Source organism: Streptomyces sp. DS1-CR2 (assembly GCF_055760475.1).
This window is the reverse complement of record NZ_CM147085.1, coordinates 437,487-460,684: the sequence shown is the minus strand read 5'-3', so window position 1 is coordinate 460,684 and position 23,198 is coordinate 437,487. Positions and strand designations below refer to the sequence as shown.

Genomic DNA, 23,198 nt, shown 5'->3' with positions numbered 1-23,198 from the left:
GCCGGGCAGCTTGATCGATCTGAAGGTGGCGGTCACCAACTTCGCCTTCGGCCTGCCGAATATCAGGCTACCGAGCCCGCGCGCCCCGGACGCTCAGGAACAGGCACTCACTGCGCGCAGCTGCGGTAGTCGTAGCCCGCCTGCCGCCAGTCGCCCGCCTTGTCCTTGAAGAGATACTTGCCTTCGGTGTTCCGGCGCAGGTCGAAGGTGTTCCGACTGCCGTTGTATCGGAGGTATAGCGTTTCGCCACGGGCTGTGCTGCCTCCGGTCTTGGTCAGGTTGTTGTCCGCCCGGCCGAAGGTGCCGTTGCCGACCTTCCCGTCCCGGCCCAGGTCCCACCGGTATTGGAGAGCCACAGTGAGGCTGTTGGTATGGGGCCCGAAGTTGCCATCGATGTCGCTCAATTTGGCGTACTCCCCCCATGGGGGGTGGTGTAGGAGACGCCTTCTGCCCAGAGGATCCTCTGCCAAAGGCATGTGGCGTTGGAATGCGCATACCCCTCCGGCTTCAGCGATCTCGGAGTGTCAGCCCTCGGTCGGCGGTGTGCTAGGTCTGAAGCGATGAGATCTGCCGGTCAAGCGGAGCATCGGGCAATCAGGCCCGACCTGGGTATTTGCGCTGTGGCGCAAGACGCTCGCTGACCGGCACACGGGGGCGGAGCGCCGCCAAGACCGAACTCAACTGGGGGAACGACATGCTCCGCATTCACTTCACCGATGTGGATCTGGCGAGGACCCGGCTCGCCTCCGCTCCTGATCCGCTTGCCGAGATCGCCGCGAGCCTGCACCGGCTCCAGTCCCGGAGGGGAAGGTGGGCCTTCGCCGGGTGGTACCGCACTACACAGCAACAGCTGCGCGAAAAGGGGCTGGAGCGCGCTCTGCGGACTGTCTTACTGCCCCTATATCCAAGGGCCGCCTACTACCCGGACTTCCTCACTCCGGTTGCGGCAGTAGATGGCCTGGACGCGGGACTCGAGTCGATTCTGGCCACACCTCCGCAACGGGTCATGAAGGAGATGGCCACCCTCGACCGGACCGTCGGAGCACCCTCATGGGCCGGGCAGTTGGCCGGGCCGGAAGCCTGCAAGGAGTTCGTGGGGATGCTGCGCGCGTACTACGAGGCCGTCGTAGTTCCCCACAAGGAGCAGGGGCAGGCGCGCATCGAGGCTGAGAGGACGGCACGCTGTCGCGGGCTGCTCGACGGCGGGGTTGAGGGCATGCTCGCGGGACTCGGGCCCATGCTGCGCTGGCGTCCTCCCGTCTTGGAGGTCGCCTACCCCAGGCAGGTGCATGACCGGGACCTGCATCTGAACGGCCGCGGGCTCACGCTCGTCCCTTCGTACTTCAACTGGGGCGAGCCGGTTGCCTTCGCCGACCCGGGACTGTCGCCCGTGCTCTGGTACTCGCTGCTCCACGAGCCCGAGACCCGCTCCGTGAGCGAGGGCGCCCCTGAGCGGTCCCTGACCAACCTGCTCGGTCGCGCCCGTGCAGTCGCCCTGCACTCCGCGTCCGGCGGCGCCACGACGAGCGAGATCGCCCGTGCTGCCGGAGTCTCGGCATCCTCCGCCAGCAGACACGCCACCGCGTTACGCGACGCGGGACTCATCACCACCATCCGGAACGGCCCGACCGTGCTGCACACCCTCACGCCCACAGGCGCGTCCCTGCTGCGCGCCGCCATGCGCAAGGCCGAGGAGGACCTAACAGGCACCGTGGTCTGAGCCGACGGCCCGCAAAAAAAGGCACTCCACACCAGATGGTTTGCTGAACTGCGACCTACACCCCCGCCGCCATCGCCCTGCACCACACCGCCACCGCAGGGCTTTGGACACACTCCGTTTACTGGGACCCGCCCGAACTCGCCTACACGATTGGCAATAGGTGCGGGACTGTAAAACACGTTCGTTTGACAGACTCCGCCGACGGTAGAGATCGCCCCAAACCGGAACATCCAGAACCCCGGTGAATCACCCCAACGAGGCACCCTCACAAGATCTGCACCCATCCTCTAATGTGGGCGGCCGTAGGGCTCGGGGGTATGCTCCTACACGAAGGGCTCCTCCTGTGAGCGGGCGGTATGAGACTTGATGCCCGATTCTTGGTCTCGTGCGGGGCGAGTGGGCAGGTCGCGGCGACGTCGGTGGGCTATGGCCGGGGCTGGGTGAACAGGCCCTGCTCGGTCTCGGCCAGGATTCCGCGGTCGGTCAGCCGCTTGAGCTTGAGGCGGATGTTGTTGATGTTGTTGGGTGCGACCGTCAGGTCCATCGCCTCGCAGACCTGCCGGGCCCGCAGCGGGTGGTCGGCCGCGGTGAACACGGCCATGATCTGCTGGTAGGCCGGATGGTCCGGCAGTTTCGGTGCCGGGGGTGCGGGCGGTTGCGGGTCGGGCAGCTCCAGCAGGGTCTTGCGGGTGATCCGGACTTCCTCGGCGGCCCGGTCGAGTTCGTCGAGCTGTGCGGTGAGCTGCGTGATCTGTTCCCGCGTCGTCTCGGCCTGCGCGGTGATCTCTCCTTCCCGCTCCTCCAGCCGCGCCAGCACCGCGCCGAGCGTCAGCTCCCCGCCGGTCATGCGGTGCGCCAGGCCGGCGCGGTCGCCCCGGTCAGCCGGCGCAGTATCACCGCGGTCATCGCCCAGTACACCCGCGACTCCGAACTGCGGGGCCGGTGTTCGTAGTCGCGAACCAGCCGACGGTGCAGCATCAAGATCCCGTAGGCGCGCTCCACGACCCACCGCTTGGCCTGGGGAACGAACCCGGTCTGCGCGAGGTTGCGCTCCACGACCTCCACCGCGATGTCCACCTTCTGCCCGTGCGCGACGACCGTGTTCTTGAAGCCCTGGTCGACCAGGGCCTTCTCCACGGCGTCGGTGTCGGCGGCGACCTTGTCCAGCAGCGCGATCCCGACGGCGTTGTCGTGCGCCGACGCGGCCGCCACGACCACCGCGATCACCAGCCCCAACACGTCAACGGCCAGGCCGCGTCAAACGTGGTGCCACGGAACGATGCGCTGCCGAAGATGACCGTGCTGCCGCTCAACGTCGCGTCCTCGAAGGTGACCTCTCCGCCACGGAACAGTGCGCCGTTGAAGAGGACCTCGGCGCCGCTGAACGTCGTGTCGTCGAAGACGACCATGCCGCTGTCGAACGTTGCTTCGCTGAAGTAGACCCCTCCGCCACGGAACAATGCGCGGTCGAAGCTGACCATGCCACCGCTGAACGTCGCGCTGTGGAAGTTGACCTCGGCGCCGCTGAACGTCGACCCGCCGAAGTTGACCGTATAGGGGCCGCTGAACGCGCCGCTGGCTTTGTTCACGGGTCATGAAGTCAGTTGCACACGGCTTCGGAAGGCACCTGACTCGGGCCGGAGCCGGTGTTCATGAGATCGGGAGGCACCCGGCCGCTCAGTCGTGACGGGCGAGCTTGACCGCTGAGACGAGCAGGATCACGGCCAGCGCAGGGATGAGCACCAGGTCCGGGAACGCACCGAGGAGCAGTCCGCCAAGTGCGGCCCCGGCGACCGAGCCGGCCGCCATGACCGCCGTGAAGCGGAGGTTGGCGCCGAGGACGGCGAAACTGCCGTCCCGGCTGTAGCGGGCGAACGCGACCAGCATGGTCGGCAAGGAGACCAGCAGGGAGAGACTTCCGGCGGTCTTGATGTCCTCGCCGAAGAGCAACACGATCGTCGGGATCAGCAGCTCCCCGCCGGCCACTCCCATAATCGCGGCGACGACGCCGATGCCGAACCCGGCCGCGACTCCGGCGGGGATCTGAGCCCACAGCGGCAGCGCGAGCGTGTTCAAGGTGGCGGTGTGAGTTACCAGGAGCGCGACGGCCATGAGAACCATCAGGGCGGCCAGCACCTTGTAGAGGGTGGCGGAGCGCATCCGGACCGCCCAGGACGCGCCGACCCAGGCACCGAGGAGGCTGCCGGCCAGCAGGTTGACCGCGGCGGGCCAGCGAGTGGCGACCTCAGCGGCGGGGACGGCGGCCAGCCGGGCGGGCAGCGCGACCAGGACCACGACCAGGCTCATCGCCTTGTTCAGGATGACCGCCGAGAGCGCGGCAAACCCAAACAGACCGATCAACAAAGGCAGGCGGAACTCCGCGCCACCCAGCCCGATCATCCCGCCCAGCACACCGATGGCCGACCCAGCGCCGAACACCGCAGGCGCCGAGTGCGTCGGCCGAAAGGGCTCAAGGGACTGGTCCGTGGTCATGACCGGCATCCTGCCCGGTGGTCCCCTCCTGCTGCTACGGCGTACCCCCACCTTCGGGACAAGGCAGTGGGCGCCCACCAAGGATTCGTCCAGACCTCCGAAACGCCGACGTGCCACTGCTCGGCCCGCTGTCACTACATGCGGCGTGGGCACACGTTCGCGGGACGGTCCGGAAAGACCGTCCCGCACCCGCCCCCATCCCGCTACACTCCCCACACCCAAGCCGTTGACCAGCACTAATGGAGAAGTCCGGCTGGAGTACTAAGACGGTCACGGCCACAGCGGCCGGGGTCCGTCGGTCAAGGCCGACGCCATCTGCCAGGCGTCGAACCGCTCCAGGGCCACATCGCCGTCGGCACCGATACCGACGCCGACGGCCTCGTCCGGGCGGGTGGGGTAGGTGCGGGCGGTGAGGGGCCGACCGTTGGCGAAGATCTCCAGTGCGGAGTGGTCGACGAGGACGCGCAGGTCGACCCGGCCCTCGGGGTCCAACGGCAGGTTGCCGTACCGGGGTTCGGTGTCGACCGTCGGGTCGAGGCTGCTGGTCTCGCGGTGCAGGCGGAGGGTGCCGCTCGCTCCGTCGTGCGACCGGCTCACCTCCACGACCGTGCGTTCCGCGCCGTCCGGTGTCTCGCGGAGCACGAGCCGGGCGGTCGCTCCGGGGGCGAGACGCAGGGTCGTCTCGATGTCCAGCTGGTCCCCGCGCACGGCGGGCAGCGGGGTGTACGGGTCGGCCAGCCGGCCCGGAGCCACCTCTACGCGCTCCCGCCGCAGCTCGGTCAGCTCCGGTACCGGGGTCTGGTGCAGGCCGCCGTCCGTGGCGAGCGTGACGACCCTCGGCAGGGACATCACACCGCACCAGCCGGCCTGCGCGTTCGCCTCGTCCGTCCGGCCTTCCTGGAGCCAGCCGAACATGATGCGGCGGCCGTGCTCGTCGCGGGTGGACTGGGGGGCGTAGAAGTAGCGGCCGCCGTAGTCGAGGCGCTGGAGGGCGGTCGGGGTGAAGGTGTCGCCCTGGTAGCGGCCGGTCCAGTACAGGGGGTGGTGGGTGGTGCCCTCGTCCCAGGCGGAGAAGACCAGAACGTCGGTGCTGCCGGCCTCCTGGTCCTCGCCGAGCCGGAAGAGGTCGACGCACTCCCACATCGTGCCGGTCCAGTCGAGCTCGCCCCGGTTCTGCGAGGCGTCACCCGTCAGCAGCTGGCCGAGGTACCGCCAGCTGCGCAGGTCGTCGGATTCGTACAGGAAGGCCGTTCCGCCGGTGCCCCGGATGCCCGAGCCCACCAGCTGGCGCCACACCTGGCCCTCCCGCCAGACGCAGTGGTCGCGGAAGGCCGTGATGTCGATGCCCTCCGGCGGGGCGGCGATGACCGGGTTGGCCGGGTCCTTGGTCCAGTACCTCAGATCCGCCGATCCCTTAGCCACGCACGGGAGTTCATGCTCGCCGTGCCTGCCCGAGTAGACGAGCGTGGGCACTCCCCCGTCGTCCACCAGGACACCGGACCAACAGCCGTCGCGGTCCGGGCCGTCCGAGCCTGGCACCAGGGCGACTGGCTCATCGGCCCAGTGCACGAGGTCGATACTGGTGGCGTGGCCCCAGTGGATGCGGTGGTGGGCGGCGGCGAGCGGGTTGTACTGGTAGAAGAGGTGGTAGACGCCGTTCCAGTGACTCAGCCCGTTGGGGTCGTTGAGCCAGCCGCCGGGCGAGGTGAAGTGGAAGCGGGGCCGGTGGGGGTCGCGCAAGGCGCGTTGGGCCAGCCCCTCGGCGGTGTGGCCGCCGGAGGGGAGGGTGAGGTCGTGGGTCATGCGGCGGTGGTCTCCGCTTTCTCGGTGTCGTCGGTGGCCTCGCGGTCCGGCCGGTCGGTGGCCTTGAGGACGCGGCGGGCGATGTCGGAGGCGGGTGCGCGCAGGTGGCAGCGCACCCAGTGGGGTTGTCCGTCGTTCTCGCCGACGATGTGGCGGACGGGTTCGGTGCGGCTGCACGTGCCGTCGTCGCCGTAGGGGCAGGACGTGGGGTTGAGGATCGCCTCGCGGAGCCTGGCGCGCTCGACGGGGTCGTAGCCGCCGGCCCGTTCGGGGTCGGGTACGGCGGACAGCAGTAGGCGGGTGTAGGGGTGGGCGGGGGCGTCCATGACGGCCAGTGCGTCGCCGCCCTCGACGAGTTCGCCGGCGAACATGACCATCGTGGTGTCCGCGAGGTAGCGGGCGGAGCCCAGGTCGTGGGTGATGTAGAGCATGGCGATGTTCCGCTCGTCACGCAGGCGCCGCATCAGGTTGAGCACGCCGACGCGTACGGAGACGTCCAGCATCGATGTCGGTTCGTCGGCCAGGATGAGGCGCGGCTCCACTGCCAGCGCGCGGGCGATGGACACGCGCTGACGCTGGCCGCCGGAGAGTTCGTGCGGGTAGGACTGGAGCATGTCCTCGGTCAGGCCGACCGTCGTCATCAGCTCGCGCAGCGCCTCGGGGGTGGCCTGATGGCCGTGCAGGACGAGGGCCCGGGTGAGGAAGTGCTCGATGCGGTGGACAGGGTTGAGTGAGCCGAAGGGGTCCTGGAACACCATCTGGACCTTGCGGCGGTACGCCCGTGACGCCCGGCGCCGCTCGGTGCGCAGGATGTCCTCGCCGTCGAGCAGCACCTGTCCGGCGGAGGGCTGTTCGAGGCGGGCGAGACAGCGGGCGATGGTGGACTTGCCGCTGCCGGACTCGCCGACCAGGGCGGTGATCCGACCAGCCGGCAGGTCGAAGGACACGTCGTTGACGGCACGGACACTGCGCCGGGAGAAGACGGTACCGACCTGGAATTCCTTGGCCAGACCGCGTACGGACAGCAGGGGTTCGGTCATCGGGGGGCTCCTTCCGGGCTGCGGGCCACCCAGCGGCCGGGCGCGACCTCACGCAGGTCGGGGATGTTCGTGGAGCAGTCCGAGCGGTCCTCGGGACAGCGGACGTGGAAGCCGCAGCTGTCGGCGGTGCGCGGGGCGTCGAAGAGGCCGGTGAGCTCTTGGCGCGGGCCGGTCAGGGGTGGGAAGGCGTTCATCAGCGCCTCGGTGTAGGGGTGGAGCGGATGGGCGAACAGGTCCTTGGCGCCGGCGAGTTCGACGATCCGTCCGCCGTACATCACGCCCATGCGGTCCGACAGCTCGACCATCAGGGACATGTCGTGGGTGATGAAGAGGATGGAGAAGCCCAGCTCCCGCTGGAGGTCGCGGATCTGCGCCATGATCTCCTGCTGCACGACCACGTCGAGCGCGGTGGTCGGCTCGTCCATGATCAGCAGCCGGGGGCGCAGTGCGACTGCCATGGCGATGACGACGCGCTGGCGCATGCCGCCGGAGAGCTGGTGCGGGTACGCCTTCAGCCGCCCCGGGTCGATGCCCACCATCTGAAGCAGCTCGCCGGCCCGCTCCCGCGCGGCCCGCTTCTTCAGCTTCTCGTGGGTGGTGAAGATGTCGACGATCTGCTCGCCGATGGTCAGGACGGGGTTGAGCGAGTTCATCGCCGACTGGAAGACCATGGCGATCTGCCGCCATCGGAAGGCGCGCAGCTCGCGTGCGTCCAGGGCGAGGACGTTGCGGCCCTGGAAGCGGATGCTGCCCGCGGTGATTTCCGCAGGGGGCTTCAGCAGTCGCATCACCGCGTTGGCGATGGTCGACTTGCCGCAGCCGGATTCTCCGGCGAGGCCGAAGATCTCTCCGGCGCCGATGGAGAAGGAGACGTCGTCGGCGCCCACGACGGTGCGTCCGTCGCCGCGGTATTCGACGCGCAGGCCGTTCACCTCAAGTACGGGTTCCATGGCTCAGCCCCTCCTTTCACGCCGGGCACGGCGGCTGCGCAGCCTGGGGTTGGTGATCTCGTCGACCGCGTAGTTGACCAGCGCGAGCGCGAAGGCGACGAGCGCGATGCACAGTCCGGAGGGGACGAAGGCCCACCATGCGCCGGTCATCAAGGCGCCGTCGTTGCTGGCCCAGTACAGGTTGGTGCCCCAGCTGACGACACTGCTGTCGCCGAGGCCGAGGAACTCCAGCGCCGCCTGGGACGTGATGCCGAAGACCACACAGCCCAGCAGGGTGGTCATCACCACGGACGCCATGTTGGGCAGGATCTCGCGGAACATGATTCGCAGCGGCCGCTCGCCGGTGACGACAGCGGCGGCCACGAAGTCCTTGCCCCGGATCGACTTGGCCTGCGCCCGCAGTACCCGGGCGGAGCCCGCCCAGCCGGTGACGACGAGCACCAGGATCACGGTGGAGGTCCCGGGCGGCAGGAACGCGGCCAGGATGATGAGCAGCGGCAGCCCGGGCAGCAGCAGGAAGAGGTTGGTGAACAGCGTCAGCGCGTCGTCCACGACGCGGCCGAAGTACGCGGACGCGAGCCCGACGACGATGGCTACCCCGGTCGCCACAAGTCCCACGGTGAAGCCGACCAGGAGGGAGCTGCGCCCGCCCCAGAGGGTGAGGGCGAGCACGTCCTGTCCCTTGGCGGTCGTGCCGAGCCAGTGCGCGGCCGAAGGAGCCTGGCTGCCCGTGGAGTTGATGAGGGACGGGTCACCCGGGGCGAGTACGGGCGCGAGGAGGGCGAGCAGAGCGAAGAGGGCGAGCAGGATCAGCCCGGTCGACGCCTTCTTGCTGCCGAGGAGTTGGCGCAGCAGTCCGCGTCGGCGAGCTGTGCGCTCCGGGGCTTTCGGCGTGGTGGCCGTGGCGATCTCGATGGTGGTCATGTCGGCAACCCCCTCAGCGGACGCGGACGCGCGGGTCGAGGCGGACGTAGACGAGGTCGACGAGGAAGTTCGCGAGCAGCACCGCCGCCGTGATCGTCAGGAAGATGCCCTGCATCAGCGGGTAGTCCAGGCCCTGGACGGCCATCAGCAGCTGGTAGCCGATGCCCGGGTAGGCGAAGACGACTTCGGTGAGCAGGGCGCCACCGACGACGAAGCCGAGGCCCATGCCGAAGTTGGTGACGGAGGGGAGCATCGCATTGCGGGCGGCGTAGCGGAACATGATCCGCGCAGGGCTCAGCCCCTTCGCCTCGGCCATGGTGATGTAGTCCTCGGCCGTCGTAGCGATCATGGTGTTGCGCATGCCGAGCATCCAGCTGCCGATGGTGACGGCCACGATGGTCAGCGCCGGCAGCACCAGGTGAGTGGCGACGTTCGAGACGAACTCGCCGTTGAAACCGGGGGTCAGGCCGACGTCGTAGGCGTGCCGCAGGGGGAACCAACCGAGGCTCACCCCGAACAGGTACAGGGCACCCATTGCCAGCCAGAAGTACGGGAAGGAGCCGACGAAGATCAGCAGGGGTGGGAAGGCGGAGTCGAGGACGCCGCCGCGCCGCCAGGCGGCGACGATGCCGAGCAGGTTGCCGACCACGGCCGCGATGACGAGCGCGACGCCTCCGAGCAGCAGGGTCCAGCCGATCTGCGAGCCGATCAGGTCGGAGACCGGCGTCGGGAAGCGGGTGATGGAGATGCCGAGGTTGCCGGTGAAGACGTTCTTGATGTAGTCGAGGTACTGCTCCCAGAGGGGGTGGTGGTCGAGGCCGAAGAGTTTCCGCAGCTGGGCTATCTGTTCGGGGTGCATCGTGCCCTGGGCCTGCGCGAACATCCGGGAAACCGGGTCGCCCGGCATGAAGCGCGGGAGAACGAAGTTCAGGGTGATGGAGGCCCAGAAGGCGAGCAGATAGAACCCCAGGTTGCGCAGGATCAGACGCACGGGTCGTGCTCCCTGTCAGTGGGGGGATGAACGGTGATGCGGTGAGCGGGGCGGCCGTCCGGGAGGAGGACGGCCGCCGGTCCGCGCGGGCGTCAGCCCTTGACGGGCTTCAGCGAGGTGAGCACGAGGATCGTGCTGTTGTTGCGGTTGCCCAGGGTGGCGTACGGATTCTTCTCGGAGGGCCAGCCGGTGAAGCGAGCGTCCGTGTACGCGCCCCACTCGGGGCCGGTGAACAGCGGGACGACAGGCGCGTCCTCGTTGTACAGCTTCTGCAGACCGTCCATCGGCTCACGCTGCGTCTTCTCGTCCGTGGCGGCGGCGAAGGCGTTGATGAGCTTGTCGGCCTTCTTGTCGCCGAAGCGGTGGTAATTCTCGACGGCCTCCTTGCCGACCGGCTCGAGCATCTTGGTCGACATCACGCCCCGGTAGTACTCGTACGGGGTGGCGCCGTTGTTGGACCACACGATGCCGGTGTCGAACGTGCCGTCGTTGTAGCCCGACTGGACGGCCGACCAGTCGGGCGTCTTCACGGTGGCGGTGATGCCGACCTTCGCCAGGTTCTGCTTGATGATGTTGGCGACCGAGATCCAGTCGGAGGAGGCGGAGCCGACGGAGATGTCGAGTGTGAACCGCTTGCCGTTCTTCAGCAGCCGCTTGCCGCCGCTCTCCTTGTAACCGGCCGCGTCGAGGGCCTTCGCGGCCGCGTCGGTGTCGTTCTTCGTCCAGGTGCAGGCGGCGGCCAGCGACGTGTCGCGCCACTTGTCGTACGTGCGGGCCAGGCCCGTGCAGTCGGCGGGTTCGGCGTAGCCGTTCATCGCGACCTTGGTGACCTGGTCGCGGTCGACGGCCATGCTGAGCGCCTTGCGCACCGCCGGGTCGTTGAAGGGGGCCTTGGTGGTGTTCAGCTGCCAGTTGATCACGGCGCCGGTGGCCGGGAACCAGTAGTGGTTGTGCTTCTTGTCCTTGGCGACGAAGGACTTTTCGATGTCCGGGATGAACGACTGCGTCCAGTCCACCTCGCCGTTGGTGAAGGCAAGGTTGGCGCTGTCGTTGCCGGAGAAGGCGAGCATCCGGATGCCGGCGATCTGCTGCTTGGCGGGCTGCCAGTAGTCGGGGTTCTTATGCAGCTCGAACGACTGGCTCTGGAACTTCTCGACCTTGGTGTAGGGGCCGGTGCCGACCGGGTTCGCGTTGGTGAACTTCGCCGGGTCCTTCACCTTGGACCAGATGTGCTTCGGCAGGATCCAGTGGTTGCTGATCTCGAAGAAGGCGGGCGAGAAGGGCTTGTTGAAGGAGAACTTCACCGTGTGGGCGTCGACCGCGGTGACCTTGTCCAGGTAGTCGAAGCCGCCCAGCACCTTCTTCTGCAGCTGGAAGGTGTAGACGACGTCGTCGGCGGTGAACGGCTTGCCATCCGACCACTTGACGCCTTCGCGCAGCGTGAAGGTGAAGGACTTCGCGTCCTTGGCCCGCTCCCACTTGGTGGCGAGCCACGGCGTGTCCTTGGTGTCCGACATGCTGTGCACGACCAGCGGCTCGTAGATCGCCTGAATGGTCATGGGCGTGGCCTGCTCGTTCAGGAACGGGTTGAAGTTGTTCGTGAACGTCGCGAAGTCCTCGCGCGGGATGGTGAGCAGCTGGTTGCCGGAGGTGTCACCGGCGCCGGCGGCGCCCGAGCCACCCGTACAGGCGGACAGGACCAGGGCCGCGGCGGCGGTCGCGGTGACCGCTCTCAGGACGGCTCGGGGCCGCCGTGAAGGTATGCGGGAGGGTGCCATAATGGAGACTCTTTTCCTCTCTTCAACACACAGGGCGAAGACGGGATGGGATTCCTCGGCGGACTGATTAGCGGTCAGACCGACGAGCGTTCGAGCAGCGGGCAGTCGATCGTCACCTGATGGGTGTCGAGCGGCTGCCCCGCTGCGAGAGCGGCGAGCATGTCGATGCCCTTGGTGCCCATGGCCTCGAAGGGCAGGGCGAGCGTCGTCAGTTTCGGCCGCAGATAGGCGGCGATGAGTTCCTGATTGTCGAACCCCACCACGGCCACGTCGTGCGGGATGCGCAGCCCACGTTCCTTGATCGCGTCGTACGCGCCCATCGCCATCCGGTCGTTTCCGCAGAACAGCGCGGTCGGCCGGTCGCCGGCCGGGCGGTCAAGCAGTTCGCAGGCGGCGGTATAGGCGCTGTCGGCGGTCGCCCAGCCGGGGACGACGAGGGAGAGGTCGGGGGTGATCCCGGCCTCGCGCAGGGCACGTTCGTATCCTTCGCGCCTGCCGATGGCGGCCGGGATCGCCGGGTCGAGGTTGATGAACCCGATGCGGGTGTGACCGGCGTCCAGGAGCCGGCGGGTCGCCTTGTATCCGCCCGACACCTCGTCGGGCAGGATGCATGGCAGCTCCCCTTCCGCGTCGTAGCAGTTGACGAGCACCGTCGGGACCTCCCGGGCGGCTTTGGGGAGCGTGACGGCCCGGTGCCAGGTCGTGGCGTACAGCAGCCCTTCCACCCGGTGCTCCAGCATCTGGTCGAGCGCGGCAGCCTCCTGGGCGGGGTCGCCCTCGCTCGCGGCGATCAGCAGGAACCTCCGGTCACCCCAGGCGCGGCTCTGTGCGCCCGTGATCACCTCGCCCGCGAACGGGCCGGTCACGATCTCGGTGATCAGCCCGAACCACCCGCTGCGGTTCGCGGCCAGCGCCCGCGCCCCGGCGTTCGGCCGGTAGCCGAGCTCGTCGATCGCCTCCAGGATCCGCCGACGGGTTTCCTCGGGGATGGCGGCACCGGGCTTGTCGTTGAGGACGAAGGAGACCGTGGTCCGCGAGACACCCGCGTGGCGGGCCACATCACTCATGGTCACGCGATGCGTCCTGTTCGTGGCCACTTCCAGTCCCTTTCGGCCAGCCGGAGGCGAGACAACGCCTACGGTTTCGCGCTTTAATAACGCGCGTTACTTCCTTGTGGCAGGGAAGTTACGTCCGCCTAGAGCGGCATGTCAATACCTGTGCAAGGGCTGCATCAGGCCACCAGCCCGGTGCCGTTCCCCGGTACGGACGCGGGACGACCCGCCCCGGCCGGAGCCACGTGAAGGCGGCAGCCCACACCCTTCTTGAGAGAGGCAGACAGCGACCATGGCCCGACCCGAGTTCTCCAGTAGTGTTACCGCCCCCGGCCAGTCCGGCCCCAGCGGACTCACGCTGCGCGCCCTGCCCGGCGGCGGCTCCGCCAACACCGCCGTCGCGCTCGCCCTGCTCGGCACCCCACCCGCTTCTTCGGACGCTTCTCCCACGACGTCTTCGGCACCCTCTTCCGCGCCCGCCTCAGCGACTCCGGCGTCGACCTGACCGGCAGCGTGACCGCCGCCTCCCAGCCGAGCACCCTCGCCGACCTCGACGAGACCGGCCAGGCCACCTACACCTTCTACGCCGACAGCGCGGCCGACTGGCAGTGGACCGACGAGGAACTCGCCGCCACGGGGCCGGACGGCGCGGCCTGCCTGCACACCGGATCCCTGGCACTAGTAGACCGTCGTAGCTAATTTTTGGGATAAAGGTGACGTAGTTTGGTGCGTGCGTCGTGGGTGGTGAACTGCCAGTTCACCTGGCGTTGGTCGGTGTTGGTGGCGTTCTGCCAGGCTGTGAGTTCGGTGTTGAGGATGTCGAGGTCGTTGATGCGGCGGTCGAGGCATTGGCGGGTCAGCGCGGAGAGTTCGATTTCGGCGATGTTGAGCCATGACCCGTGCTTGGGCGTGTGGTGGATCTCGAGGCGCTGGGCCAGGGCGAAGGCTTTGTCGGGGGTGAATGCCTCGTAGAGCGAGGCGATGGTGTGGGTGTTGAGGTTGTCCATCACCAGTACCACCGTGTCGGCGTCGGGGTAGTTGACGGTCAGGAGCTGCTCGACCTGGCCGGCCCAGTCGGTCCGGGTGCGCCGGGGCAGGGCCTGGACGCGGCGCCACCCGGCCAGGGGCTCGACCCAGCAGAAGATCGAGCAGGTGCCGCAGCGGATGTACTCGCTGTCCTGGCGGGCGTCGTGGCCAGGGAGGGCCGGGAGCGGGGCGCGGGCATGACCCAGGAGCTGGTAGGGCTTCTCGTCCATGCACACGACCGGACGTGCCGGGTCATGGGGGCGGGCATAGACGGCCAGTACGTCTTCCATCCGGGCCGCGAACTGCGCGTTCGCCTTCGGCGGGATGGTCCAGCACTTCTTCAGATGAGGACGCAGTTCCGTTTTTTTAAGACCCGCCCGATGGTGGAGTGATCCAGGTTCGGGATGTCCTCGACCAGCGCGACATGCTTCTCCAGCAAGCGCAGCGACCACCGGGTATAGCCCTGGGGTGGCTGTGAGCACGCCATCGCGATCAGCCGGGCTTCGACCTCACCGGTCACCGGCGAGGGCACCGGCGGCAGCTCGCGCTTCTTCCGCGTGACCGTGGCGTGAACATCGCCACCGGTCTCGGCGAACCGCTTGGCCACCAGCCGCAGTGTCTCGCCCGAGACTCCGGCCCGGGCCGCGACCGCGTCCTGCGAGCCGATCGCGCCTGCAGAGGTGTCGAGCGCGAGCAGCACCCGCGCCCTCCTGATCACCGAGGCTGGATGGATACCCGTCGTGGTTACCCGAACCAGCTCTTCACGATCAGCCGCGGTCAGCACCACCGGCCTCTTCTTCTGCGAACCCATCACCCCAACTCCCGTCCGGCAGAAGGGAAGCAACATCTGCCGGACCCCACCATCCCAACCAAACAACCCAGAACTAAGCAACGACACGCTACTAGTAGACCGTCGTAGCTAATTTTTGGGATAAAGGTGACGTAGTTTGGTGCGTGCGTCGTGGGTGGTGAACTGCCAGTTCACCTGGCGTTGGTCGGTGTTGGTGGCGTTCTGCCAGGCTGTGAGTTCGGTGTTGAGGATGTCGAGGTCGTTGATGCGGCGGTCGAGGCATTGGCGGGTCAGCGCGGAGAGTTCGATTTCGGCGATGTTGAGCCATGACCCGTGCTTGGGCGTGTGGTGGATCTCGAGGCGCTGGGCCAGGGCGAAGGCTTTGTCGGGGGTGAATGCCTCGTAGAGCGAGGCGATGGTGTGGGTGTTGAGGTTGTCCATCACCAGTACCACCGTGTCGGCGTCGGGGTAGTTGACGGTCAGGAGCTGCTCGACCTGGCCGGCCCAGTCGGTCCGGGTGCGCCGGGGCAGGGCCTGGACGCGGCGCCACCCGGCCAGGGGCTCGACCCAGCAGAAGATCGAGCAGGTGCCGCAGCGGATGTACTCGCTGTCCTGGCGGGCGTCGTGGCCAGGGAGGGCCGGGAGCGGGGCGCGGGCATGACCCAGGAGCTGGTAGGGCTTCTCGTCCATGCACACGACCGGACGTGCCGGGTCATGGGGGCGGGCATAGACGGCCAGTACGTCTTCCATCCGGGCCGCGAACTGCGCGTTCGCCTTCGGCGGGATGGTCCAGCACTTCTTCAGATGAGGACGCAGTTCCGTTTTTTTAAGACCCGCCCGATGGTGGAGTGATCCAGGTTCGGGATGTCCTCGACCAGCGCGACATGCTTCTCCAGCAAGCGCAGCGACCACCGGGTATAGCCCTGGGGTGGCTGTGAGCACGCCATCGCGATCAGCCGGGCTTCGACCTCACCGGTCACCGGCGAGGGCACCGGCGGCAGCTCGCGCTTCTTCCGCGTGACCGTGGCGTGAACATCGCCACCGGTCTCGGCGAACCGCTTGGCCACCAGCCGCAGTGTCTCGCCCGAGACTCCGGCCCGGGCCGCGACCGCGTCCTGCGAGCCGATCGCGCCTGCAGAGGTGTCGAGCGCGAGCAGCACCCGCGCCCTCCTGATCACCGAGGCTGGATGGATACCCGTCGTGGTTACCCGAACCAGCTCTTCACGATCAGCCGCGGTCAGCACCACCGGCCTCTTCTTCTGCGAACCCATCACCCCAACTCCCGTCCGGCAGAAGGGAAGCAACATCTGCCGGACCCCACCATCCCAACCAAACAACCCAGAACTAAGCAACGACACGCTACTAGTAGACCGTCGTAGCTAATTTTTGGGATAAAGGTGACGTAGTTTGGTGCGTGCGTCGTGGGTGGTGAACTGCCAGTTCACCTGGCGTTGGTCGGTGTTGGTGGCGTTCTGCCAGGCTGTGAGTTCGGTGTTGAGGATGTCGAGGTCGTTGATGCGGCGGTCGAGGCATTGGCGGGTCAGCGCGGAGAGTTCGATTTCGGCGATGTTGAGCCATGACCCGTGCTTGGGCGTGTGGTGGATCTCGAGGCGCTGGGCCAGGGCGAAGGCTTTGTCGGGGGTGAATGCCTCGTAGAGCGAGGCGATGGTGTGGGTGTTGAGGTTGTCCATCACCAGTACCACCGTGTCGGCGTCGGGGTAGTTGACGGTCAGGAGCTGCTCGACCTGGCCGGCCCAGTCGGTCCGGGTGCGCCGGGGCAGGGCCTGGACGCGGCGCCACCCGGCCAGGGGCTCGACCCAGCAGAAGATCGAGCAGGTGCCGCAGCGGATGTACTCGCTGTCCTGGCGGGCGTCGTGGCCAGGGAGGGCCGGGAGCGGGGCGCGGGCATGACCCAGGAGCTGGTAGGGCTTCTCGTCCATGCACACGACCGGACGTGCCGGGTCATGGGGGCGGGCATAGACGGCCAGTACGTCTTCCATCCGGGCCGCGAACTGCGCGTTCGCCTTCGGCGGGATGGTCCAGCACTTCTTCAGATGAGGACGCAGTTCCGTTTTTTTAAGACCCGCCCGATGGTGGAGTGATCCAGGTTCGGGATGTCCTCGACCAGCGCGACATGCTTCTCCAGCAAGCGCAGCGACCACCGGGTATAGCCCTGGGGTGGCTGTGAGCACGCCATCGCGATCAGCCGGGCTTCGACCTCACCGGTCACCGGCGAGGGCACCGGCGGCAGCTCGCGCTTCTTCCGCGTGACCGTGGCGTGAACATCGCCACCGGTCTCGGCGAACCGCTTGGCCACCAGCCGCAGTGTCTCGCCCGAGACTCCGGCCCGGGCCGCGACCGCGTCCTGCGAGCCGATCGCGCCTGCAGAGGTGTCGAGCGCGAGCAGCACCCGCGCCCTCCTGATCACCGAGGCTGGATGGATACCCGTCGTGGTTACCCGAACCAGCTCTTCACGATCAGCCGCGGTCAGCACCACCGGCCTCTTCTTCTGCGAACCCATCACCCCAACTCCCGTCCGGCAGAAGGGAAGCAACATCTGCCGGACCCCACCATCCCAACCAAACAACCCAGAACTAAGCAACGACACGCTACTAGTTGTGTCGTTCGGGCACGTTGGTGACGCGGCTGGCTGGGGTTTGTCCTCGGGCAGTCGCGCCTTAAGCTCGCCGAGCCGGGCCCGCAGGAAGTCCTTCAACGGCCTGACGTCGGCCTCGATGAGGTCGTCCGAGTACGCCGGCTCCGGACGCGGGGTTCTTTCCGCGCGCTCCAAAGCCCGGCGGATGTCGTCCTCGTCGGTTCGCTGCGCACAGTCCAGCCCCCTCCATGGCCAGTCTTTGGGCAACGTATGTCCTCGGGTTGGTCATGACAACGACGCAACGATGAGGAGAGTCGCGAACAAGATTGCTGCCCGTCGAGCACGGCACCGGGGTGCTGCCGAAACTCATCGACATCCCACACGCTATAGATCGATAAGTGCTGTCAGAAGCCTGCAAGTCGCGCGCTCTGTTGAAGACGTGGTTGGCGCCCGGTCGGGCCGGCTGTGGTCCTCGGGCGTGCGCCTTCTACGCTCGGTGTTCGACGCGGCGGCCGCCGTGAACGGGAGCAACGGGGGAGAACGTGATGGGTGCGGGCCGGCGCAGGCTGTGGCAGACGTTGGCCGTGGGCGGGATCGGACTGAGCCTGTACGCGGGCATGCTGACCGTCGACGACATCCGTGACCGGGCTTCCAGCGAGCGTGACATCGCCGCGGCCTGCGACCACCTGGTGTCGGGGGCGCAGGTGATGGACCTGCAGGGCGGCATGGTTCGAGCGAAGTCCAGCGACTACGACGAGTACCGGCTCGATGCACGGCATCGGAGCGCCTGCACCATCTACAAGGTGAGCGGCTCGCACAGGACCACCGACCTGTTCCGGCTCATCGTCGCGAGCAGCGACGACTCCGAGCCGGTGAACGTGATCGGCGACAGGGGCTCCCCGTTCCTCACCACGACGGACGGCCACCAGCCGAAGGACGATGTCACCGCGGTCGCCGACCGCGAGCCTGAGGCGTGGCCGCTGGGCGACGGCACGCTGGGCTCATACATGAACTTCCGCACCACCATCCGTGCCGAGTGCGGCCCCGGCAGCGGCAAAGCGGCGCCGAGGCTGCTGAACGTCACGGCCGTGGCCCGGTACCCGGAGGTCCCCGCCGAGGACCTCCGGCGCCTGGCCCACATAGCTCGCTCGGCCACGCAGCAGCTCACCCGACGGATCGGCTGCCGGACCCAACTACCGGCCCTGCCCGAGCGGATGACCGCGGTCCCCTCGAAGCTGCGCCCGGCCGCCTCGGCCACCGGCTCCTGCCGCTGGGCCGACCAGCTGGTCAAAGAACAGAGGCAGGGCCGGCTGCCCGACCGCGCTCTGACGATCCCCGCCCGTGAGGCGAACCCCGCCGAAGGTTGCCTGCTGGCGGTCAGCCCTGGCCGGGTCCGAGCCATCGCCGACGGCCTGGACGACGATCAGCGCGACTACGCCGACGGCGCGCTCACGCACTCGCCCTGGTGGCTGCGCACGGTGTCCTACTTCGGTGCCGAGGCAGAGTCCGTGGGCTACGACGACATCGGCGACACCGTGATGCTCAAGCCGGGAACGGCGGGAGGCAAGGACGGCACCTGGTGGGCGTCCTCGATCTGCGACGGCAAGCCCGCCCTGCACACCATCAGCACCGACCACATCTACGACGACATCCTCGGCCACAAGACGCTCAGCTCCCTGTTCCGCGCCTACGTCGACGACATCACGACCCGACGCGGCTGCACCCACGTCACCTACCCCGCCGCCAAGGACTTCCGCGACTTGTGACCTCCCCAGCGTCCGGTGCACTGGGAGCCTCAACCCCCGTCCGAGGGGGAAGCAGAGTTCACCCGTGGCGGAGTGTCGGGCCTGGGCGTGCCACCGGCCCGAGCACGATAGTGGCTGTGACTGAGCGCCGCAGTTGGCCCCTTCTGTGGGACGAAACAGCGCAGGCCGCCCGGCTGCCATGGGCGAAGGTACCCGGGCCGGGCAATCGCTGCCACTACCTGGCGACACCACTTTGTGGTGGCTAGTCTGGTGTCATGTCGATTACCCCGATGACGCTGCGCGTCCCTGACGAACTGGCCCCTGCGATCAGGCAGGCGGCGAAGGCGGCCGGGCTGTCCACCAACGCCTACATCGTCCGTGCCGCCCGCCGCGCCGCGACCCTTGACGCGGGTCAGCAGCTCGCAGCCCTCGGCCTCGGCCAGGACCTGGCGGGCGAGGGCGACACTCTGTGACGTCAGAGATCAAGCGCGGGGACGTCTGGTCTCTGCCCGACGGGCGCGACGTCCTTGTGGTCTCCCTGTCCGGCCTCGATGAGGCGTACGGTGCCGTCCTCGGACTCGTGCTGCACCCCGCCGGCCGCTACCCCGACACCGCGATGTCCGTCGTCATCGACACCCCGATCCCCTGCACCGCGGTCGCCGTGAACCTCCAGCAACTGCGCGCTGTCCGCTTCGCCGAGGCGGCCCGCCGCGGCACCGTCGATGCCGCCACCATGGCCCGTGTCGACCAGGCCCTACGCGCCGTCCTGGACCTCTGACCGACAGCCGTGGGCCGATCAGAGACGCCCCGGCCTCGGTCGACGGCCGTGATCCGGTGAAGTTCCCGGATTGGGACAGGCCTGGCTTTATCGGTGAGTCCTGAGTCCTGACACCGGTTGTCGATCGGCGGCGACACCGCCCGTTGTTGGCGGGAGCCGCATTTGTCGGCTCAGGAGGCCGTCAAGGGGAAGGCGCCTGTTCTTGCCCGTCATGACCAGTGCGGCGAGTGTGTGCGCGTGACCGGCTGGCCGCGCATGAAGCTGGCCCCCTCATCAGGCCCCTTGGAATCGATCTTCTAGGCTGGCGCGGTGACTGATGAGCAGGAGCGGGTGCAGCCGTCGGGAGTGTGGGCCACGGCGGTGGGGGTGGCCAGGGTGCGGGCGCTGGAGAGCGAGCGGGAGAACGCGCTGTTCCGCGACCCGCTGGCACAGGCCTTCGCCGCCGCCGGCGGCCTGTGGCCCTCCTCGCCGCCGCTGCCCGGTGATGAGGCCGCGCGACGCCGCCGGCTGGCCGTGTCGTTCTCCATCGTCATCAGGACGAAGTTCCTCGACGACTTGTTGCAGCAGGCCTCCGCGTCCGGGGTCCGGCAGGTCGTGCTGCTTGGCGCCGGCATGGACAGTCGGGCCTTCCGGATGGACTGGCCCGAGGGCACCCGGCTGTTCGAGGTCGACACCGCCGCCCCACTGGACTTCAAGGCTTCGGTGCTGCGCCAGCAGCGGGCCGTCGCGCGCTGCGAGCGGATCACCGTCGCGGTGGATCTGCGTGAGGACTGGCCAGGCGCGCTGGCCGTCGCAGGGCACGACCCGGCGGTGCCGACCGTGTGGATCGCCGAAGGACTGCTGATCTATCTGCCCGAGGACGCGGTGGAGCTGCTGCTGGCCCGGATCAGCGCGCAGTCGGCGGCAGGCAGTTGGATGGGGCTGACGTTGGGCTCGCGCGGCGTGATCGAGCGCTTCGGCGCGGGCGCCGTGACGGGATCGGCGGCGTCCATGTGGGTCTCGGAGATGCCCGACGACCCGGTGGGCTGGCTGGCCGGGCACGGCTGGGAGGCCGACAGCCACACCCTGCGTGAGCGCGCTGCCGCCTACGGCCGCCGGATGAGCACCCCGCCGCAGGGCGAGGAGCGGCCCGGCGGCCTGATCTCGGCGGTCCGCCGGTAGAGCGCCTCCTCCCGGTTCCCCACCGAGGACGTAAGCAGCTGACCGGTGTCAGTTCTCATCGACATTTTCCGGCCCTGTGATCATCAAGTGCTGTCCGGACTCGGTGATAAACGGTGTCGCACGTCGGATCAGGCACAAATTCCGTGAGGGCGATCAAAGGGGTTCAGCCTCGATGACGCAACGTCACCTGGGACCGTCGCCGACGTTCAGGACAGGGTTATCGGAGTGGTCCTTGTTCGTCGATGGACACGGTGGGCGTGGAGAGGAACACATCGGTGCTGACCGGGCCGTAGGCGATGTTGAACGTGTCTAGCCAGTACGACCAACCCCGGATCCCCAGTGCACTGCTGAAGCGATAGTTGAGCTGCCAGCGCACCCACTGGCCGGGGGCGAGTCGCACTGCCGGGGGCCGTCGCGGCCGGGGCGGCAGGGCAAACAAGGGCTGGACTCGCGGGAAGACTCGCAGCCGTCCGTCGGCTTCCCGGAGCTGGACATCGACTTTGCCGGGGTCTTCTTGGGTGGCATAGGGCGTGAAGCCGTCACGCTCTTGCATGCGAATCACGTGTGCGGAGGTGGTGGTCTCGGCAGGCGGGAGGGCGAAGCCGATCGGGGTTGCGTTCCTGCGCGAGGCCGCATCTCCTCCCCGGGACTCCTTCGTCCAGGATGTCCGTATCCACTGGACGGTGATCTCCATGGCGTACTCCCGCCGGGTCGTCGAGAGACTCACTCTATGTCTCGCTCAACAATCACCGGGCCTGTCCGGTTGTGGTTACTGGCTGTGCCGCCGGGCGGCCGGCGGTGAGGAGGACGCGCTTGCGGAGGAGTGGGAGTTTGGCCCGGCCGAACATCTGACGCTTGATCATCTTGATGTGGTTGACCCGGCCTTCCACCGGACCGGAGTTCTAGCAGGTGGTCAGGCCCTGAACGACCGCGTCCCAGTCCTTTTCCAGGCCGGTGGCGAACGTGTGGAGTCCGGGCAGATCGTCGGCGCGGGTGGCAGTGACCCAGTCCTTGAGGTGCTGGCCGGAGCGGGTGGTGAGGATTTCGGCGAAGGCGCGGACGTGACCATGGAGGGCGGTCAGTTCCGGCACTGGGCGAGGACGGCGGCGAACTGGCGGCGTTCTTCGTCGCCCAGGCGGTCGGGGTGGCGCATCATCCAGCCGGTGACCTGTCGGACGCCCGGAGGCGCGGGGGCGACGATGCGGATGCGTCGGCGACGCCTCGGTCGCAGGTAGTCGCTGATCGTCTGGTAGCTGCCGCGGTAGCCGAGGACTTGGAGCTCGGCCTGCAGCTCAATCGCGTTGGTTAATCCCTCGGCCCAACGTTTGTCCAGGTGGGGCTTGTAGGGGTCGAGCTGACTGGGCCGGGGTTGATGTCGTCCGCTCAGTAATTCTTCGGGGCTCGCTGCGCGGGCGGTGCGGCGGACGGTGTCGCCGCCCATGTGCAGTTCCCGGGCGATCTCACGGATGCCGTGTCCCTGGGCGAGCAACGCATGGACGGTGGCATGACGTTCGCGTATTCGGGCCTAGATCGGAGGCATCACCCTCTTGGCGTCCGCGCGTGCATGAGCTTGTACGCGGACAGCGCGGTTGGCAACGGCATCGCTCGGTAGGCCATCAGTCCTGACGACCACTGTTTTCAGGTAGTTGTTGTGGCGGCTCACATTCCGCTCGACGGCGGTTCCCAGGTTCTGCCAGAGGTGGAAGCGGTCGGCGACCTGGACCGCGTGCGGGGCGCCAGTACGGGCCCCGTCGGCATAGGAACCAGCGCGGTCACGGCAGATGATCTCGGAACCAGGATGCTCCCGGAGCCAGCCGGCCAGGGTCGCTGCGTTGCGGCCGGGTAGCAGGTCGAGAGGCTGGCCACTTTCGCAGTCGACGAGGACGGTGCCGTAATGCTGTCCGCGGCGGGTGGCGAAGTCATCGACGCCCAACACCTTCGGAACGGTCCAGGAGGGATCGGGCAAAGCCATGACTGCCCGCAGCATTGTCGTTCGGCTGACCCGCATGCGTAGAGCGGCGGCAAGACGGCTTCCGGCCCGGCCTGCGAGCGCGACGGCGACAGCCTCCAGAACCCGCCGGGCGGCAGGCGTGCGGCGGCCGTAGCGAACGGTCAGGCCCTCGACCTGCTCGGCGAATGTCCGCCGCGAGCAACGAGTGTTCTCGCAGTAGAGCCGCCGCACTGTCAGCTTGATCATTACCGGCCGATCTCCGACCGGCGTGTCGGCAAGGCATCTCCCGTATGTGCTGTGCACCCGGCTGGAGAGCGCCGCACAACCAGGACAGGCCACCTCGGTCTCCCGAGTTCTCGCCACCAGCCGCATCACACCGCACTCGGAGAACACTCGCTCC

Annotated in this window: 26 protein-coding genes and 2 pseudogenes; 6 read left to right on the top strand and 22 right to left on the bottom strand. The window is 68.0% G+C overall.

Annotated features, from left to right (window positions below):
* Positions 1-107: 107 nt before the first annotated feature.
* Entirely contained in the window at positions 108-404 is a 297-nt protein-coding gene (locus ACY0PA_RS02290) for a hypothetical protein (RefSeq protein WP_473083084.1), read from the bottom strand.
* Between the two features lie 290 nt (positions 405-694).
* Here ACY0PA_RS02290 and ACY0PA_RS02285 point away from each other — a divergent pair, with 290 nt between their 5' ends.
* Complete coding sequence (locus tag ACY0PA_RS02285) at positions 695-1,720, top strand: ArsR family transcriptional regulator (protein WP_473083083.1); 1,026 nt, start codon at positions 695-697, stop codon at positions 1,718-1,720.
* 424 nt (positions 1,721-2,144) lie between these two features.
* Here the strand turns inward: ACY0PA_RS02285 and ACY0PA_RS02280 are convergent, their stop codons facing one another.
* From ACY0PA_RS02280 to ACY0PA_RS02230, 11 genes and pseudogenes are all read right to left on the bottom strand, one after another.
* Complete coding sequence (locus ACY0PA_RS02280; protein ID WP_473083082.1) at positions 2,145-2,567, bottom strand: hypothetical protein; 423 nt, start codon at positions 2,565-2,567, stop codon at positions 2,145-2,147.
* A pseudogene (locus ACY0PA_RS02275) lies at positions 2,564-2,977 on the bottom strand (transposase family protein); the annotation flags it as partial. The gene ACY0PA_RS02280 and the pseudogene ACY0PA_RS02275, both read right to left, overlap by 4 nt.
* Positions 2,944-3,309 (bottom strand): hypothetical protein, encoded by a 366-nt coding sequence (locus ACY0PA_RS02270; protein ID WP_473083081.1) that lies wholly within the window; start codon positions 3,307-3,309, stop codon positions 2,944-2,946. The gene ACY0PA_RS02270 and the pseudogene ACY0PA_RS02275, both read right to left, overlap by 34 nt.
* Positions 3,310-3,397: 88 nt before the next feature.
* The gene (locus ACY0PA_RS02265; protein ID WP_473083080.1) at positions 3,398-4,213 is read right to left on the bottom strand and encodes a sulfite exporter TauE/SafE family protein; all 816 of its coding nucleotides are present in this window, start codon (positions 4,211-4,213) and stop codon (positions 3,398-3,400) included.
* Between the two features lie 270 nt (positions 4,214-4,483).
* Positions 4,484-6,016 carry a glycoside hydrolase family 32 protein gene (locus tag ACY0PA_RS02260; RefSeq protein ID WP_473083079.1) on the bottom strand — a complete coding sequence of 511 codons (1,533 nt, stop codon included), beginning with the start codon at positions 6,014-6,016 and terminating at the stop codon, positions 4,484-4,486.
* Positions 6,013-7,056 (bottom strand): ATP-binding cassette domain-containing protein, encoded by a 1,044-nt coding sequence (locus ACY0PA_RS02255; RefSeq protein ID WP_473083078.1) that lies wholly within the window; start codon positions 7,054-7,056, stop codon positions 6,013-6,015. Before ACY0PA_RS02255 ends, ACY0PA_RS02260 begins: the two co-directional genes overlap by 4 nt.
* Complete coding sequence (locus ACY0PA_RS02250) at positions 7,053-8,006, bottom strand: ABC transporter ATP-binding protein (protein ID WP_473083077.1); 954 nt, start codon at positions 8,004-8,006, stop codon at positions 7,053-7,055. The genes ACY0PA_RS02255 and ACY0PA_RS02250 overlap by 4 nt, the downstream gene beginning before the upstream one ends.
* A 3-nt stretch (positions 8,007-8,009) precedes the next feature.
* On the bottom strand, positions 8,010-8,930 hold the full coding sequence (locus tag ACY0PA_RS02245; RefSeq protein ID WP_473083076.1) for an ABC transporter permease: 921 nt from the start codon (positions 8,928-8,930) through the stop codon (positions 8,010-8,012).
* Between the two features lie 13 nt (positions 8,931-8,943).
* Entirely contained in the window at positions 8,944-9,921 is a 978-nt protein-coding gene (locus tag ACY0PA_RS02240; RefSeq protein WP_473083075.1) for an ABC transporter permease, read from the bottom strand.
* Between the two features lie 92 nt (positions 9,922-10,013).
* Positions 10,014-11,699 carry an ABC transporter substrate-binding protein gene (locus ACY0PA_RS02235; RefSeq protein WP_473083074.1) on the bottom strand — a complete coding sequence of 562 codons (1,686 nt, stop codon included), beginning with the start codon at positions 11,697-11,699 and terminating at the stop codon, positions 10,014-10,016.
* Between the two features lie 74 nt (positions 11,700-11,773).
* Positions 11,774-12,766, bottom strand: a complete 993-nt coding sequence (locus tag ACY0PA_RS02230) for a LacI family DNA-binding transcriptional regulator (RefSeq protein WP_473086212.1) — start codon at positions 12,764-12,766, stop codon at positions 11,774-11,776.
* 277 nt (positions 12,767-13,043) lie between these two features.
* Here ACY0PA_RS02230 and ACY0PA_RS02225 point away from each other — a divergent pair.
* Positions 13,044-13,435, top strand: a pseudogene (locus tag ACY0PA_RS02225) (PfkB family carbohydrate kinase); the annotation flags it as partial.
* An 11-nt stretch (positions 13,436-13,446) separates the two neighbouring features.
* Here the strand turns inward: ACY0PA_RS02225 and ACY0PA_RS02220 are convergent.
* From ACY0PA_RS02220 to ACY0PA_RS02195, 6 genes are all read right to left on the bottom strand, one after another.
* A complete protein-coding gene (locus ACY0PA_RS02220; RefSeq protein ID WP_473082046.1) occupies positions 13,447-14,229 on the bottom strand; it encodes an IS630 family transposase in 783 nt (260 codons plus the stop codon).
* Positions 14,118-14,588 (bottom strand): helix-turn-helix domain-containing protein, encoded by a 471-nt coding sequence (locus ACY0PA_RS02215; protein WP_331719947.1) that lies wholly within the window; start codon positions 14,586-14,588, stop codon positions 14,118-14,120. Before ACY0PA_RS02215 ends, ACY0PA_RS02220 begins: the two co-directional genes overlap by 112 nt.
* A gap of 108 nt (positions 14,589-14,696) precedes the next feature.
* A complete protein-coding gene (locus ACY0PA_RS02210) occupies positions 14,697-15,479 on the bottom strand; it encodes an IS630 family transposase (RefSeq protein ID WP_473082046.1) in 783 nt (260 codons plus the stop codon).
* Positions 15,368-15,838, bottom strand: coding sequence for a helix-turn-helix domain-containing protein (locus ACY0PA_RS02205; RefSeq protein ID WP_331719947.1), 471 nt, complete (start codon positions 15,836-15,838; stop codon positions 15,368-15,370). The genes ACY0PA_RS02210 and ACY0PA_RS02205 overlap by 112 nt, the downstream gene beginning before the upstream one ends.
* Positions 15,839-15,946: 108 nt before the next feature.
* Positions 15,947-16,729 carry an IS630 family transposase gene (locus ACY0PA_RS02200; RefSeq protein ID WP_473082046.1) on the bottom strand — a complete coding sequence of 261 codons (783 nt, stop codon included), beginning with the start codon at positions 16,727-16,729 and terminating at the stop codon, positions 15,947-15,949.
* A complete protein-coding gene (locus ACY0PA_RS02195) occupies positions 16,618-17,088 on the bottom strand; it encodes a helix-turn-helix domain-containing protein (RefSeq protein WP_331719947.1) in 471 nt (156 codons plus the stop codon). The genes ACY0PA_RS02200 and ACY0PA_RS02195 overlap by 112 nt, the downstream gene beginning before the upstream one ends.
* A 620-nt stretch (positions 17,089-17,708) precedes the next feature.
* Between ACY0PA_RS02195 and ACY0PA_RS02190 the strand changes: the two genes are divergently transcribed.
* The 4 genes from ACY0PA_RS02190 to ACY0PA_RS02175 all read left to right on the top strand — a co-directional run bounded on the left by ACY0PA_RS02190 (position 17,709) and on the right by ACY0PA_RS02175 (position 20,847).
* A complete protein-coding gene (locus ACY0PA_RS02190; protein ID WP_473083073.1) occupies positions 17,709-18,929 on the top strand; it encodes a hypothetical protein in 1,221 nt (406 codons plus the stop codon).
* Between the two features lie 254 nt (positions 18,930-19,183).
* Positions 19,184-19,381, top strand: a complete 198-nt coding sequence (locus ACY0PA_RS02185) for a YlcI/YnfO family protein (RefSeq protein ID WP_473083072.1) — start codon at positions 19,184-19,186, stop codon at positions 19,379-19,381.
* Positions 19,378-19,686, top strand: coding sequence for a hypothetical protein (locus ACY0PA_RS02180; protein WP_473083071.1), 309 nt, complete (start codon positions 19,378-19,380; stop codon positions 19,684-19,686). Before ACY0PA_RS02185 ends, ACY0PA_RS02180 begins: the two co-directional genes overlap by 4 nt.
* Positions 19,687-19,995: 309 nt before the next feature.
* Positions 19,996-20,847, top strand: a complete 852-nt coding sequence (locus ACY0PA_RS02175) for a class I SAM-dependent methyltransferase (RefSeq protein WP_473083070.1) — start codon at positions 19,996-19,998, stop codon at positions 20,845-20,847.
* 217 nt (positions 20,848-21,064) lie between these two features.
* Here the strand turns inward: ACY0PA_RS02175 and ACY0PA_RS02170 are convergent, their stop codons facing one another.
* The 4 genes from ACY0PA_RS02170 to ACY0PA_RS02155 all read right to left on the bottom strand — a co-directional run bounded on the left by ACY0PA_RS02170 (position 21,065) and on the right by ACY0PA_RS02155 (position 23,170).
* A complete protein-coding gene (locus ACY0PA_RS02170; protein WP_473083069.1) occupies positions 21,065-21,541 on the bottom strand; it encodes a hypothetical protein in 477 nt (158 codons plus the stop codon).
* A gap of 208 nt (positions 21,542-21,749) precedes the next feature.
* Positions 21,750-21,938 (bottom strand): hypothetical protein, encoded by a 189-nt coding sequence (locus ACY0PA_RS02165; protein ID WP_473083068.1) that lies wholly within the window; start codon positions 21,936-21,938, stop codon positions 21,750-21,752.
* A complete protein-coding gene (locus tag ACY0PA_RS02160; protein WP_473083067.1) occupies positions 21,926-22,336 on the bottom strand; it encodes a hypothetical protein in 411 nt (136 codons plus the stop codon). Before ACY0PA_RS02160 ends, ACY0PA_RS02165 begins: the two co-directional genes overlap by 13 nt.
* Before the next feature lie 36 nt (positions 22,337-22,372).
* Entirely contained in the window at positions 22,373-23,170 is a 798-nt protein-coding gene (locus tag ACY0PA_RS02155) for an ISL3 family transposase (protein WP_473086211.1), read from the bottom strand.
* Positions 23,171-23,198 lie beyond the last annotated feature (28 nt).

What these genes read in the sequence shown, in the direction of transcription:
- ACY0PA_RS02285 (WP_473083083.1), top strand. Translation starts at nt 695, where the DNA reads ATGCTCCGCATTCACTTCACCGATGTGGATCTGGCGAGGACCCGGCTC.
- ACY0PA_RS02280 (WP_473083082.1), bottom strand. Translation starts at nt 2,567, where the DNA reads ATGACCGGCGGGGAGCTGACGCTCGGCGCGGTGCTGGCGCGGCTGGAG.
- ACY0PA_RS02265 (WP_473083080.1), bottom strand. Translation starts at nt 4,213, where the DNA reads ATGACCACGGACCAGTCCCTTGAGCCCTTTCGGCCGACGCACTCGGCG.
- ACY0PA_RS02260 (WP_473083079.1), bottom strand. Translation starts at nt 6,016, where the DNA reads ATGACCCACGACCTCACCCTCCCCTCCGGCGGCCACACCGCCGAGGGG.
- ACY0PA_RS02255 (WP_473083078.1), bottom strand. Translation starts at nt 7,056, where the DNA reads ATGACCGAACCCCTGCTGTCCGTACGCGGTCTGGCCAAGGAATTCCAG.
- ACY0PA_RS02250 (WP_473083077.1), bottom strand. Translation starts at nt 8,006, where the DNA reads ATGGAACCCGTACTTGAGGTGAACGGCCTGCGCGTCGAATACCGCGGC.
- ACY0PA_RS02245 (WP_473083076.1), bottom strand. Translation starts at nt 8,930, where the DNA reads ATGACCACCATCGAGATCGCCACGGCCACCACGCCGAAAGCCCCGGAG.
- ACY0PA_RS02235 (WP_473083074.1), bottom strand. Translation starts at nt 11,699, where the DNA reads ATGGCACCCTCCCGCATACCTTCACGGCGGCCCCGAGCCGTCCTGAGA.
- ACY0PA_RS02230 (WP_473086212.1), bottom strand. Translation starts at nt 12,766, where the DNA reads ATGAGTGATGTGGCCCGCCACGCGGGTGTCTCGCGGACCACGGTCTCC.
- ACY0PA_RS02215 (WP_331719947.1), bottom strand. Translation starts at nt 14,588, where the DNA reads ATGGGTTCGCAGAAGAAGAGGCCGGTGGTGCTGACCGCGGCTGATCGT.
- ACY0PA_RS02205 (WP_331719947.1), bottom strand. Translation starts at nt 15,838, where the DNA reads ATGGGTTCGCAGAAGAAGAGGCCGGTGGTGCTGACCGCGGCTGATCGT.
- ACY0PA_RS02195 (WP_331719947.1), bottom strand. Translation starts at nt 17,088, where the DNA reads ATGGGTTCGCAGAAGAAGAGGCCGGTGGTGCTGACCGCGGCTGATCGT.
- ACY0PA_RS02190 (WP_473083073.1), top strand. Translation starts at nt 17,709, where the DNA reads ATGGGTGCGGGCCGGCGCAGGCTGTGGCAGACGTTGGCCGTGGGCGGG.
- ACY0PA_RS02185 (WP_473083072.1), top strand. Translation starts at nt 19,184, where the DNA reads ATGTCGATTACCCCGATGACGCTGCGCGTCCCTGACGAACTGGCCCCT.
- ACY0PA_RS02170 (WP_473083069.1), bottom strand. Translation starts at nt 21,541, where the DNA reads ATGGAGATCACCGTCCAGTGGATACGGACATCCTGGACGAAGGAGTCC.
- ACY0PA_RS02155 (WP_473086211.1), bottom strand. Translation starts at nt 23,170, where the DNA reads ATGCGGCTGGTGGCGAGAACTCGGGAGACCGAGGTGGCCTGTCCTGGT.